At 70.4% G+C, this 12,730-nt stretch carries 12 protein-coding genes and 1 tRNA gene; 5 read left to right on the forward strand and 8 right to left on the reverse strand.

Features of this window, described 5'->3' with window-relative positions; translation table 11 throughout:
* The first annotated feature begins 147 nt into the window (after nucleotides 1-147).
* The 3 genes from ACZ4FV_RS12705 to ACZ4FV_RS12715 all read left to right on the forward strand — a co-directional run bounded on the left by ACZ4FV_RS12705 (nucleotide 148) and on the right by ACZ4FV_RS12715 (nucleotide 2,141).
* A complete protein-coding gene (locus tag ACZ4FV_RS12705) occupies nucleotides 148-1,455 on the forward strand; it encodes an SWIM zinc finger family protein (RefSeq protein ID WP_465322623.1) in 1,308 nt (435 codons plus the stop codon).
* Nucleotides 1,456-1,609: 154 nt separating this feature from the next.
* Nucleotides 1,610-1,867 (forward strand): type II toxin-antitoxin system Phd/YefM family antitoxin, encoded by a 258-nt coding sequence (locus tag ACZ4FV_RS12710; RefSeq protein ID WP_395866628.1) that lies wholly within the window; start codon nucleotides 1,610-1,612, stop codon nucleotides 1,865-1,867.
* 13 nt (nucleotides 1,868-1,880) lie between these two features.
* Nucleotides 1,881-2,141 carry a Txe/YoeB family addiction module toxin gene (locus ACZ4FV_RS12715; protein WP_395866630.1) on the forward strand — a complete coding sequence of 87 codons (261 nt, stop codon included), beginning with the start codon at nucleotides 1,881-1,883 and terminating at the stop codon, nucleotides 2,139-2,141.
* A gap of 148 nt (nucleotides 2,142-2,289) precedes the next feature.
* On the opposite strand, the gene ACZ4FV_RS12720 is transcribed toward ACZ4FV_RS12715, so the two are convergent.
* The 7 genes from ACZ4FV_RS12720 to ACZ4FV_RS12750 form a co-directional block, all read right to left on the reverse strand.
* Entirely contained in the window at nucleotides 2,290-3,666 is a 1,377-nt protein-coding gene (locus ACZ4FV_RS12720; RefSeq protein ID WP_465322624.1) for a carotenoid oxygenase family protein, read from the reverse strand.
* Between the two features lie 109 nt (nucleotides 3,667-3,775).
* Nucleotides 3,776-5,233 (reverse strand): MFS transporter, encoded by a 1,458-nt coding sequence (locus ACZ4FV_RS12725; protein ID WP_465322625.1) that lies wholly within the window; start codon nucleotides 5,231-5,233, stop codon nucleotides 3,776-3,778.
* A gap of 107 nt (nucleotides 5,234-5,340) precedes the next feature.
* Nucleotides 5,341-5,856: an SRPBCC family protein gene (locus ACZ4FV_RS12730; RefSeq protein ID WP_465322626.1), complete on the reverse strand. Its 516-nt coding sequence runs from the start codon at nucleotides 5,854-5,856 to the stop codon at nucleotides 5,341-5,343.
* 141 nt (nucleotides 5,857-5,997) lie between these two features.
* On the reverse strand, nucleotides 5,998-6,564 hold the full coding sequence (locus ACZ4FV_RS12735; protein ID WP_402234434.1) for a TetR/AcrR family transcriptional regulator: 567 nt from the start codon (nucleotides 6,562-6,564) through the stop codon (nucleotides 5,998-6,000).
* 50 nt (nucleotides 6,565-6,614) lie between these two features.
* Nucleotides 6,615-7,022, reverse strand: a complete 408-nt coding sequence (locus ACZ4FV_RS12740; protein ID WP_395866639.1) for a RidA family protein — start codon at nucleotides 7,020-7,022, stop codon at nucleotides 6,615-6,617.
* Nucleotides 7,023-7,459: 437 nt separating this feature from the next.
* Nucleotides 7,460-7,533, reverse strand: a tRNA-Pro gene (locus tag ACZ4FV_RS12745).
* A gap of 49 nt (nucleotides 7,534-7,582) precedes the next feature.
* Nucleotides 7,583-8,515: a metallophosphoesterase gene (locus tag ACZ4FV_RS12750; protein ID WP_465322627.1), complete on the reverse strand. Its 933-nt coding sequence runs from the start codon at nucleotides 8,513-8,515 to the stop codon at nucleotides 7,583-7,585.
* A gap of 168 nt (nucleotides 8,516-8,683) precedes the next feature.
* Between ACZ4FV_RS12750 and ACZ4FV_RS12755 the strand changes: the two genes are divergently transcribed.
* A complete protein-coding gene (locus tag ACZ4FV_RS12755) occupies nucleotides 8,684-9,142 on the forward strand; it encodes a GatB/YqeY domain-containing protein (protein ID WP_395866643.1) in 459 nt (152 codons plus the stop codon).
* 329 nt (nucleotides 9,143-9,471) lie between these two features.
* Here ACZ4FV_RS12755 and ACZ4FV_RS12760 read toward each other — a convergent pair whose 3' ends face one another.
* Nucleotides 9,472-11,844: a transglycosylase domain-containing protein gene (locus ACZ4FV_RS12760; protein WP_395866645.1), complete on the reverse strand. Its 2,373-nt coding sequence runs from the start codon at nucleotides 11,842-11,844 to the stop codon at nucleotides 9,472-9,474.
* A gap of 369 nt (nucleotides 11,845-12,213) precedes the next feature.
* On the opposite strand from ACZ4FV_RS12760, the gene ACZ4FV_RS12765 reads away from it, so the two are divergent.
* Nucleotides 12,214-12,528 (forward strand): WhiB family transcriptional regulator, encoded by a 315-nt coding sequence (locus ACZ4FV_RS12765; protein WP_020554910.1) that lies wholly within the window; start codon nucleotides 12,214-12,216, stop codon nucleotides 12,526-12,528.
* Nucleotides 12,529-12,730 lie beyond the last annotated feature (202 nt).

Here is a 12,730-nt window from a genome sequence, read left to right on the forward strand (position 1 = left end):
GTGACGCCGCGAAGGACGGGACGATGACCAGGCGTGCCGGGTCGGACCGGGGAACCAAGCCCGTGACGCCGCGAAGGACGGGACGATGACCAGGCGTGCCGGGTCGGACCGGGGAACCAAGCCCGTGACGCCGCGAAGGACGGGACGATGACCAGGCGCACCCCGTCGGACCAGGAAGCCGTCCGCACCTTCGAGGCGTTCCCGTCCACCAAGGGCAGTCGAGCGCCGTTCGCCGAGTCCTGGTGGGGCCGCGAATGGCTGCGCGCGCTGGAGGAGTCCTCCCTGGACTCCGGGCGCCTCCAGCGCGGCCGGACCTATGCGCGCGGCGGTGCGGTGGGCCGGGTCACCATCAGCCGCGGTACGGCCGCCGCCCCGGTGCACGGTAGCCGCCGCACCCCGTATCGCTCCACGATCCGGGTCGAGCGGCTGACGGACCGACAGTGGGACCGACTGCTCGACATGATCGCCGACCGGGCCGCCAACATCGCCGCTCTCCTCGACGGCGAGATGCCCGCCGGACTCGCCGACGACGCCGTGGCCGCCGGCGTCCCGCTGCTGCCCGGTCCCCGCGACCTCGACCCAGAGTGCAGTTGTCCCGACTGGGGTTACCCCTGCAAACACGCCGCCGCGCTGTGCTACCAGGTCGCCCGACTGCTGGACCGCGACCCCTTCGTGCTGCTGCTCCTGCGGGGGCGCGGCGAGCGGGAACTGATGGACGAACTCGGCCGTCGCAACACCGCGCGAGCGGCGGCCGAAGCCGCGGCGGACGCGGTGGGCGCGGGCCCGGCCGTACCTCCGGCCCGGGCCGGCGACCCGGCCGGTCTCGCCTTCGCCGCCCGAACGGAACTGCCGCCCCTGCCCGCGCCGCCTGCATTGCCCGAACGGCCCGGTCGAGGCCCCGCACTGGTGGACTCGGCGGTCCCGGAGCCCGGTGTGGACCCCGCCGCGCTCGAACTGCTCGCCGCCGACGCCGCGACGCGCGCCCGTCACCTGCTGGCCGCAGCCCTCGGCGAGCGGCACGCCGACACCGCCCCACCCCTCCCGCTCACCGAATGGCAGGACGCCGTCCGCCTGGCGGCCGCCCACCCGACGCCGGAGGTCCTCACCCGGATCTCCTCGAACTGCGGCCGTACCCCCGGCGAACTCGCCCTCGCCACCCGCGCGTGGCGGCACGGCGGCGCGGCATCCCTGGAAGTGCTGGAAAACCACTGGACGCCACCCGCCACCCGCCTGGAACGCGACCGCGAGGCGCTGCGGGCGAACTGGCCCGACGGCGAACCACCCCGACTCCGCTCCTGGCGCAACCGCTGGACCGTCGAGGGCCGAGCCGCCCAACTCCGCCTGGGCCGGGACGGCCTGTGGTACCCGTACACCAAGGACCGAGGCACCTGGTGCCCCGCCGGCCCACCCGACGCCGACCCCGCCATCGTCCTGACCACCCTCCTCGACCCCTGACGCCGCCCTCGGGCCGCTCAGGGGTCCTGGTCACGGCGGAGTTGCCCGGCGTGCGCGGTCATGCGTCCGGGGCGCCCGGCCGAGGGTGTCGCCCGGAGACTTGCCGCCCCACCAAAGGCGACGTACAGTTTCTTGTACTTAAGGAGGGTGGGCCATGAAGACCATGACGTACTCCGAGTCTCGCGCGCGCTATGCCGAGGTGCTCAACTCCGTCAACGACGACCGCGAAGAGGTTGTCATCACCCGAGCCGGACACGACCCGGTCGTGATCGTCTCCCTGGAGGACTACGAGTCCTTGAAGGAGACCGCCTACCTGTTGCGAAGCCCTGCGAACGCCCGGCGTCTGCTCGCCTCCATCGACGAGTTGGAAAACGGCGGCGGCACCGTACGCGAACTGACGGCCGACGAGTGAGGGTCGGCGGCGTATGAAGATCACGTTCTCTTCCCGCGCCTGGGAGGACTACCTGTGGTGGCAGCTTCAGGACCGGAAGGTCCTGAAGCGCATCAATACGCTCATCGCGGATATCTCCCGAACGGGCAACGAGGGGATCGGCAAACCCGAACCGCTCAAGCACGGGTTCCAGGGCTACTGGTCGCGCCGCATCAACGACGAGCACCGACTGATCTACAAGGCCACCGAGGACACGGTTCTGATCGCGCAGTGCCGCTACCACTACGAGAGCTGACCCGACCCGAGCGGATCAAGCTCATGGACGGCGTACGCGTCCAGGGGTCGTTGCTCGGTGACGACTCGGGGCGAGCTGTTTCGTGTGGTGGGTACGTGCGCGGCCCCGCACTTGGTGTGCGGGGCCGCGGGGGAGTCGGAGGGGCGGGTCAGCGGGCGTCCGGGATCCAGGAGCCGTGGATCATCGCGGGGACCCGGCGGGGGAGGTGGACGGTGGCGACCGGGGGCGCGGTCAGGTCGCGGGCATCGAGGACCAGGAGCCGGGAGCTGTCGGTGTTGAGGTCGCCGACGACGCTGAGGAGGTATCCGTGGTCCTCGGCGGCGGCGTGCGCGGCGGGGACGAAGATGGCCTCGCTGGGGAGTTGGCCGACGCCGATGGGGCGCAGCTGCCGGGCGCCGGTGGCGCGGTCGTACTTGACGAAGGTGTGGTTGCCGACGCCGTCGTCGTCCGGGAAGGCCAGTGCGTACTGGTAGCGGTGCGGGCGGCCGAGCAGGGTCTCGTTGATGGTCGGGAACTCGACGATCAGGTCGTCGGTCTGCTCCTCGCGTGCCACGCCCGCGGCCAGGTCGATCGTCCACCGGCGGCTACGGGAACCGGAGGTGGGCTCGGCACCACGACCCGGTGCGCCGACCCACCAGTTCCAGGAGCGCTGCCAGCCGGTGCGGTCCACGGTCGCGCCCTCGACGATGATGCGGCCCAGTGCGTCCTGGTACGCGTTGGCGAAGTGCATACCGAACCCGGCGCCGACGTCGAACCAGCGGATGTTCGCCGCGCCGCCGGGACCCATCGGCATGACGCCGACGCGGCAGGGCTGCGCGTCGCTCCAGCTGTACGGGATGCCGGAGGCCTCGGTGTGGTCGAAGGTGACCGATCCTTCGAGGAACACGACATGGTGCTCGGTGATCGCGAAATCGTGCTTGAGCGCGGCGGATGCGCCGGGGACGTCCTGGCTGAGCGTCAGGTCGCCCTGCGGGGAGACCACGTAGTGGGTGAGGAACGGCGGGAACGGCGACGATGCGAAGAAGTGCAGTTCGCCGGTGGCCGGGTCCTCCTTGGGGTGCGCGGTCATGAAGGACTTCAGCTTGCCGCCGAAGTCGTAGGCGCCGACGGTGTCCAGCTCGGGGGTGAGCTCGTACGGCAGCGCCGACTCGCACAGGGCGAGCAGCCGGCCGCCGTGCTCGATGACGTGGGTTCCGGCGGTGCTGACGGTGAAGTCCGGGCCGTGCTCGGTCATGTACGGCGCGCCGTCCAGGGCCGGCGTGCGCACCCAGCGGTTGCGGTACCACTCGGCGCGGCCGTCGCGGAGCCGAATGCCGTGGACCATGCCGCTGCCCTTGAACCAGTGGCTGGGGATGACGCCGGGCTTGGGGTTGTGGCCGGCGCGGAGCAGGCTGCCGGTGAGTTCGGGCGGGAGGGTGCCTTCGACGGTCAGGTCGGTGGCGGTGATCTCGTCGGCGACGGGGGCGTAGTGGCCGGTGAGGTAGGGCTTGCGGGCGGCGGGCCGGCCTGCGGCGGTGGTGTTCATGTCGGGTTCCTTCCGGTCTGCGGCTCTCGGGTTTGGGGCTCTCGGCTCTGCGGTTCTCGGGTCTGCGGGTCGGGCGAGGTGCGGGGGCGTGCTTCGGTTGCGGCGGAGTTCAGGGGGTCGGCGTGGTTCGCCGGGTGAGCAGGGGAGTCAGCAGGGCGCCGACGGCGGCGATGCCCGCGGAGACCAGGAAGGCGGTGCGGTAGCCGTCGGTGAGCGCGACCTCGTGGGGGACCGCCGATCCGGCGGCATCGGTGCGCGCGGTGGCGAGGGTGCCGAGTACGGCCAGCCCCAGCGCACCGCCGATCTGCCGTGTGGTGTTGACCAGTCCGCCGGCCGACCCCGCGTCGGCGGTCGGGACTCCGGCGACGGCCGCGCCGGTGAGTTGGACGAAGGCGGCGCCGAGGCCGAGGCCGACGACGACGGTCGGGCCGAGGAGGTCGCCGAGGAAGCCGCCGTCCGCCGATATCCGGGAGAGCCACAGGAAGCCGCCGGCGATGGTGGCCATACCGGCCGCGAGCACGGAGCCCGCTCCGAACCGCCGGGCGAGCCGTGGTGCGACGGCCGCGCCGAGCATGTTGGCCACGGCAAGCGGGAGTTGTGTGAGCCCGGCCCGCAAGGCGGTGTATCCCAGGGCTTGTTGCTGGTAGAGCGGCAGGAAGAAGAACAGGCCCACCCACACGCCGCCCAGCAGCGTCATCACGAGGTTCGCCGGAGCGACCGCGCCGGACCTGAGCAGGCGCGGCGGCAACAGCGGTGCGCTGTGGCGCCGTTCCAGCACCGCGAACAGGCCGAGCAGGGGTACGGCGACGGAGATCGCGGTCAGGACCCGGGGGTCGGTCCAGCCGTTGCGGCCCGCGGTGGTCAGGCCGTAGGCGAGGGCGACCAGTCCGAGTGTCACCGTCGCGGTGCCGCCGAGGTCGAAGGAGCGGGTGCCGTGGTCCCCGGCCGGCCGTGTGCCCGGCAGCAGCCGGGAGGAGGCGGCCAGCACGGCGGCGCCGAGCACCGCGACCGCCACGAACACCGCACGCCAGCCGAAGGCTTCGGTGAGCACGCCGCCCAAGAGGACGCCCGCTGCGCCGCCCGCCCCCGATACCGCGCCCCACACGCCGAGCGCCTTGCCGCGCGCCGGTCCCGGTGCGAAGGTCCGCATGACGAGCGCCAGCGCGGCCGGTGCGATCGCGGCGGCGCCCAGCCCTTGGGTGGCCCGGGCCGCGATCAGCAACCACGGTGCGGTGGACGATGCCGCCGCGACCGACGCGGCGGTGAAGACGGCGAGTCCCGCGAGCAGGACTCGGCGCTGTCCCAGCAGATCGGCGAGCCGCCCGCCGGGCAACAACAGCGCGCCGAAGGCGAGGCCGTACGCGTTGACCACCCACGCCATCCCGTCACCCGACAGGCCGATCCCGTCGCGGACCTGCGGCAGGGCGACGTTCACGATCGACGTGCTCAGCACCACCGCGAACTGCGCTGCCGCGAGGACGGCCAGCACCCGACCGGCCGGGCCGGCGGCCGGGTCCGCTGCGGTGGAGGGCGGGTCCGCCGGTTGGGCGAGGGGTGCCGAGGACATGGGGGACTCCTGTTCCGAGGTCGTCTCGATGTGACGTCAGTGTGTGATTGATCAATCATTCTTTGCCGCAAAAAAGAACGCCCCGGAGGGCCGCGCACGAGCGCGCGTCAGTCGCAGCGTTCCGCGCGTTGCTTGAGGTTGTTCAGCCAATGGCCGAGCGAGCCGTCGAGCGCCTGCTGCAGGAACTCCTTGTTCGCCTCGACGGGTTCGCCGGTCCAGGACTCCTCGGTGTGGACGCGCACACCTTCCTTGGTCTTGGTGAACGTCCACACGTGGACCGCCGTGATGCCCTGGGCCGGCCCGCCCCACACGATGCGCCGCTTCGGGTCGACCTGCTTGACCGTGGACGTGATGTCCTCCAGGCCCTCGGTCGACCAGACCCACGACGATCCCGGACGCAGCGGCCCCGGCGTCTGCTTGACCACCGAGCTCACGCCGGGCTGCCAGGCGGGCCATGCCTCGACGTCGGTCTGGATCCGCCACACCCGGTCCAGTGGCGCGTGGATGGTGATGTCGTCGCGGGTGATGACCGGGGCGTTTTCGTCGATGCCGATCGAGCCGTGTCCGCCGGGCGAGAAGGCGAGCGGGAGGGCGGTGGCGGTGGCGATGGCGGCGGCGAACATGGGGGACTCCTCGGGGGTGGGGTGGATTGAGGTGCGGCGAGGTCGTAACTTGAATGAGTGATCAACCACTCACTGCAAGGTCCGACCAAAGGCGCTCCCGGGCGGTGGTGTGGTGCGACGTGGGGATGTGGCTCGGACGGGTCAGTAGTGCCGGATGCCGGCCGCGAGTGTGCGCGTCCACGGCGCGTCCACCTCGGCGGCGCCGATCGCCGACACCAGGTGGCACAACATCCCGCGGGCGAAGAACTGCTGGACCTGCGCGTCGTCGCCCCCGGAGGCGCCGCGCACGTACTCGACGAGCCGGGCGTACCCGGTGCGCACCACATCGCGCACGGCGGGCTCGGAAGCCGCCGCGGCCTGGGCGTGGATCTGCACCAGGAGCAGGTCGTTGTCGGTGATCAGGCGGGCGTACGCCTCACCCATGGCGGACAGCACCGCCTCGGGCGAACTGCCCTCGGCCGCCGCCGCGCCGCGCTCCAGGCTCTCCCGGACGCGGAGGAAGCAGTACTCGACCACGGCGACGAACAGGCTCTCCTTGTTCGGGAAGAGCCGGAACACGTAGGCCTGCGAGATGCCCGCGGCCTTGCCCACCTCGGTGGTCGTCGTGCCGTAGTACCCCTTCGCCGCGAACGCCCCGATGGCGGTGCGCAGCACCGTCTCGCGGCGTTCGTCGGCGGTGGAGAGTGTTCGGCGTGGTTCCGTCTTCATGTGAGTACTCAATCACTCACACCCTGCGGCGTCAACCTCGGCGTGCTGGTTCAGTCGATGACAGCGATCGCCTCGACCTCGACCAGGTGCTCGGGGACGTCCAGCGCCGCGACGCCCAGCAGAGTGCCCGGCGCTACCGGCGTGACGCCCAGCTTCCCGGCCGCCCGCGACAGCCCGTCCAGGAACAGGGGCATCTTGTCGGGCGTCCAGTCGACGACGTAGACGGTCAGCTTCGCCACGTCGTCGAAGGACGCGCCCGCCCCGGCCAGGGCGGTGGCGACGTTGAGGTAGCACTGTTCGACCTGCGCGGCGAGATCGCCCGGGGCGGCCGTGACGCCGTCGGCGTCCCAGGCGACCTGCCCGGCAACGAAGACCAGCTTCGACCCGGTCGCGATCGACACCTGCCGGTACACGTCGATCTCCGGCAGTCCGCCGGGGTTCACCAGGGTGATGGCCATGCTGTTCGCCTCCTCGTCCTGCGGGCCGCAGCCCGTTCCCACCGAATCGAGGCGATCGCTCTCTTTCGGTTACTCGGAAACCGTAGGAGAGTCTGCACTGACGTGGAAGAACGCACTTTTCGGTGAGAGGGGAACCAGATGGTGACCATGCAGTTCACGGCCCATCGACGAGCCGGATCCGATGTCGCCAACAAATGGGCTCTCCGCTATTGCCACAAAGGAGTACCCGGCGGCCGAACCGACCTGGGTCGGGTCCGCGACCCCGGGCGCGAAGAGCAGGAAGTCCGGTTTCTCGAAGAAGAACAGAAAGCCCCGCGATCGCGTCGGCAAGGCGGCGGCCTACTCGGGCCTCGGCGTGCTGGTCCTGGTGGAGCCGTGGCCGCCGCTACGCAAAAAAGAGACCCTTCCGGAAATTCCGGAAGGGTCTCCAATCCGAGTCGGGGTGGCGGGATTTGAACCCACGGCCTCTTCGTCCCGAACGAAGCGCGCTACCAAGCTGCGCCACACCCCGATGCTGCGCGTTCAGCTTAGCGGGTCGGGGGCCTGAGGCGAAATCCGGTTTAGCGGGGGGCCGGGGGGAGGGAGCCGGCGGTGGATTGACGGGGTGTCAGGGTGAGGAGGGTGGCCTCGGGGGGGCAGGCGAAGCGGAAGCGGGCGTAGCGGGAGGTGCCGCAGCCGGCGGAGACGTGGAGGTAGGCCTCGCGGTCGGCGGAGGTGTGTTTGGACAGGCCCTTGGCGCGCTTGCGGTCGAGGTCGCAGTTCGTGGTGAGCGCGCCGTAGAAGGGGACGCAGACCTGGCCGCCGTGGGTGTGGCCGGCGATCACGAGGGGGTAGCCCTCGGCGGTGAAGGCGTCCAGGGCGCGCAGGTACGGGGCGTGCACGACGGCGAGCGAGATGTCCGCTGCCGGGTCGGGGCCGCCGGCCACCTGTTCGTAGCGGTCCCGGTCTATGTGCGGGTCGTCCAGGCCGACCAACTCGATCTCCAGGCCGTCCACCTTGACGCGGCCGCGCGCGTTGTTGAGGTTCTCCCAGCCCGCCGCGTCGAAGCCGTCGCGCAGGTCGGTCCACGGGTTCTCGCGGCCGAGCCGGCGGGTGCCGTCGTCGCGGCGCAGGTAGCCGGTGGGGTCCTTGGGGCGCGGGCCGTAGTAGTCGTTGGAGCCGAATACGTACGCTCCCGGCCGGCCGAGCAGCGGGCCGAGCGCGTCGAGCGTCTCGGGCACCGCGTCCGGGTCGGACAGGTTGTCGCCGGTGTTCAGCACGAAGTCGGGGTGCAGCGCGTCGAGCCGGCGCAGCCACTCCTGCTTGCGGCGCTGGCCGGAGACCATGTGGATGTCGGACACCTGCAGGATCCGTACCGGCCGCGCCCCGCGTGGCAACACCGGCACCTCGACCCGGCGCAGACGGAACGAACGGGCCTCGTAGGCCGCCGCATAGGTGAGGCAGACGGCCCCGGTGACGGCAACGGCTAGGGGGAAGGCTGAACGCGGTCGCATCCCTCCATGCTGGCAGAGCCGGCCGGTCGTCGGCAGTCTCGATGGCGTTGTGCCGCTCCGCCGACCACAACGCGGCAGGTCGGCACGACGCCCTCGACAGGTCCGCCTCGGGCCGCACCCGGGTAATTGGGTGGGGCCCCCACGCCCACGGCTGCGACACTTGACCCCATGAGCCCCTTCAAGAGCCGTTTGCAGAGCGACCTCACCGAGGCCATCCGGTCCCGTGACGAACTGGTCTCCTCGACGCTGCGCCTCACCCTGACCGCGATCACCAACGAGGAGGTCGCGGGCAAGACGGCCCGCGAGCTGTCCGACGACGAGGTCCTCAAGGTCATCGTGCGCGAGGCGAAGAAGCGTCGCGAGGCCGCCGAGGCCTTCGAGAACGGTGGCCGGACCGAGTCCGCCGCCCGCGAGCGCGCCGAGGGCGAGGTCCTCGCGGCCTACCTGCCGGCGCAACTGTCCGACGACGAGCTCAAGGTGATCGTCGCCGACGCCATCGCGGAGACCGGGGCGAGTGGTCCGCAGGCGATGGGTCAGGTCATGAAGGTGGTCCGTCCCAAGGTCGGCGACAAGGCCGAGGGCGGCCGGATCGCCGCCGAGATCAAGAGCCAGCTCGGCACCACCTGACCCGACGCGGCCCCGGCCCACACCGGCCCACCCGGGCCCCATTCCGGCCGACCGCACCCGACACGACGACGATGGCGGTGCCCCCCAGAAACAGGGGAGCACCGCCATCGTCGTTCACGCGGAGCCGACGGAGCCGAGGGAGCCGAGGGAGCCGACGTGGCCGCGGAGCCCACGGGCCCGCAGAGCCCCGGAGTCACGAACCCGCAGACTCACGAATCCGCAGAGTCACGAACTCAAAGACTCACGAACCCACGGACCCCGCCCGACACCGGATTCACCAAGGAGCCCGGCCGACACCGGCCCCCTCGGTCGTCACCCGTCGGCGCCCCTCACCCGTCGTCACCAAACCCGCCACCCCCGGGCCCGCCCCCGATCGGCGGCCACGAGTGCCCCGGCGGTCGCGTCGACTCCGGCGGCTTGGTGTTGCCGCCTCCGCCACCACTGTTGCCCCCGTTACCCCCGCCGGGCGGCGTGGTGTTGGTCGGCGTGGTCGGCGGAGTCCACGGCGGCCGCGTGTTCGTACCGCCCGTCGGCGGCCGGTTCTGATCCCGCGGCTTGCCGTCGGTCGGCTTCTTGTTCGGGTCCGGCTTCGCCGGGATCGTCCCCGAGGGGGGATCGACGAAGCCGGGCGCTTCCACGCCCTTGAGCGCACCGGACATCGCGGACTTCCAGATCGGTCCGGGGACCTGTCCGCCGTAGACCTTGTCGTGGCGGACGCCGGCGATGGTGATGTCGACCATCTCGACGTCGTCCTTGGCGCCACCGATCCAGACCGCGGTGGACAGGTTCGGCGTGTAGCCGACGAACCAGGCCGCCTTGCGCTCGTTGGTGGTACCGGTCTTGCCCGCGTTGTCCCGGTCCTTCAGGCCGGCCTGGGTGCCGGTGCCGTCCTCGACCACGCCCTTGAGCAGCGCGTTGATCGTGTCCGCCGTCGACTGCTTCATCACCTGCTTGCAACCCGCCTGGGGGACGGGCAGCTTGGTGCCGTCGAGCTTGGCCACCTCGGTGACCGCGATCGGCGAGCAGTAGACCCCACGGCTGGCGAACGCGGCGTACGCGGCGGCCATGTTCATCGGCGCGACCGTGTTGGCGCCCAGCGTCATGCTCGGCACCTGCTCCAGCGCCTTGCCGTTGCCCTGGTGCACACCGAGCTGGTCGGAGAGCGTCGCGATCGGACACAGCCCCACGTCCTTGGACAACAGGACGAAGTACGTGTTGATCGACTTCTCCAGCGCGGTCTGCATGTTCCAGGTGCCGGTCTCGCTGCGGCTCTCGTTCTGCGGCTGGTACTGCGGGTCCCGGGCCGCGTCACCGCAGGTGCGGAACTTCTCTTTCCGCATGTCGATGTCGTAGCCCGTGGAGTACTCCTGGTCGACCTTCATCCCGCTCTCCAGCGCCGCCGCGGCGGTGATCGGCTTGAACGTCGAGCCGGTCTGGAAGCCGTACGTCGAGCCGCCCATGGAGTGGTCGACCGAGTAGTTGAGCGTGGTCTCGTAGTCGCCGAACCCGTACGGCCGACTCTGCGCCATCGCCTTGATTTTGCCGCTGCCCGGCTCGACCATGACGACCGCGTCGGCGACCGGGTCCTTTTGGAGTACGCCCTTGGTTGCGGCGGTGTAGGCCGACTTCTGGGCCTTTCGGTCCAACGTGGTGGTGATCCGCAGACCGCCCTCGCGCCACAACCGGTCGCGGTCGCCCTTGTTCGCGCCGAACGCCGGGTCGTTCTTGACCACCCGTTCGACGTAGTCGCAGAAGAACGCGGCACCGTCGATCTGGTCGGCGGTGATGCAGCCGTTGGGCAGCGGCTGGGTCTTCAGGTTCAGTTCGGTGGCCTTGGCCGCGTCGGCCTCGACCTGCGAGATGACCTTCACCTCGGCCATGCGCTGCAACACTATGTTGCGTCGTTCCCGGGCGGCGTTCGGGTAGCCGATCGGGTCGTACGCCGAGGGCGCCTGCACCACGCCGGCCAGGGTGGCCGCCTCGGTCAGGGTCAGGTCCTTGGCGTGCTTGCTGAAGTAGCGCTGCGACGCGGCCTCGACGCCGTACGCCTGGCGGCCGAAGAAGGTGATGTTGAGATACCTGGTGAGGATCTCGTCCTTGGACAGCCGTTGTTCCAGGCCGATCGCGTACTTCAGTTCCTTGACCTTGCGGGAGACCTCCTGGGCCTGGGCCTTGGCCACCTTGGCCGGGTCGTTGCCGGCCTCCTCCACGAAGATGTTCTTCACGTACTGCTGGGTGAGACTGGAACCGCCCTGCTTGGATCCCGTGCCACCCGACTGCTGATTGCGCATCAGGGCGCGCAGGGTGCCCTTGAGGTCGATCGGACCGTGCTCGTAGAAGCGCGAGTCCTCGATCGCCACGATCGCCTGACGCATGATCGGTGAGATCTGGTCGAAGTTCACCAGGATGCGATACCGGTCGTAGACCATCGCGAGCTGGTTGCCCTCGGAGTCGAGGATGTACGACGGCTGCGACAGGAACGGTTGATCCAGATCACTGGGCAGATCGTCGAAGTTTTCCGACGCCGCCTTCGCGGTCAGGCCGAAGCCTCCCACGAAGGGCAGTGCGATTCCCGCGACCAGGGCGCCGGCGAGGATGCTCGCACCCACGAAGGCGGCGAACCGTCCCACGAAGCCCAACGGGGATCGTGAGCGGGACGAGCCGCGTTTCGGGCGGGCCGAGCCGGAGGAAGTTCGGGCCATGGGCGACAGCCTACGTGCCGAAACACCCTACGCGGTGAAGGGACTTCGCCTAAGCTGGCGGAGCAGCCGGGGGATCCGTGTCAGTAGCCATTTCACTCTTTAGAGTGAATGCGGCCGGATGTCGGATCTCGCTGCCGTGCTCTGTGCCGCGGACGTGCCTCCTTCTGAGTGAAGCCGTGACCGGAAACGCAAGAGCATTCACCCGGACGGGTGGGTCCATATTTGCGCATAGTCCTTCCGGGCCATCGATGACTGCCCGCACAGGGGCTGTTGCGCGTGCCCAGGGTTTCGTACCGTCCTGCTTGGCGTCGGGAATTCCCTTCGCCGCCGTTGGGGGAGCCTCGAAAATCGGGAGAGGACGGCACCAGCATGAGCTGGGTTACCGACTGGAGCACGCAGGCCGCCTGCCGGAGTACCGATCCGGATGAGCTGTTCGTGCAGGGGGCGGCGCAGAACCGTGCCAAGGCAGTGTGCACCGGGTGTCCGGTCCGCACCGAGTGCCTGGCGGACGCGCTGGACAATCGAGTGGAGTTCGGTGTCTGGGGTGGCATGACCGAGCGGGAGCGGCGCGCGCTGCTGCGCCGCCGGCCGATGATCACCTCGTGGCGTCGGCTGCTGGAGACCGCGCGCGAGGAGTACGAGCGCGACATCCACGGAGACGAGGAGTTTCGGGTCGCCGGCTGAGCACGTGTCGACGGCCGAACGCCACCTCGTTCGCACGTGAGAACCCGCCGGGGCCGGGAGTCAGGCCCGGGTCCCGGCGGGTACGGACGAACCCCGTGGCACGGTGGGTCGATACGGACGACAGCCGCGGCGTGGTGCGCGGGTGCGGATGAAACCGGGTGAACCCGATCGACAGCGATCGCGGGTCGCCGAGCGGATTCGG

This window comes from Embleya sp. NPDC025285, assembly GCF_055558835.1.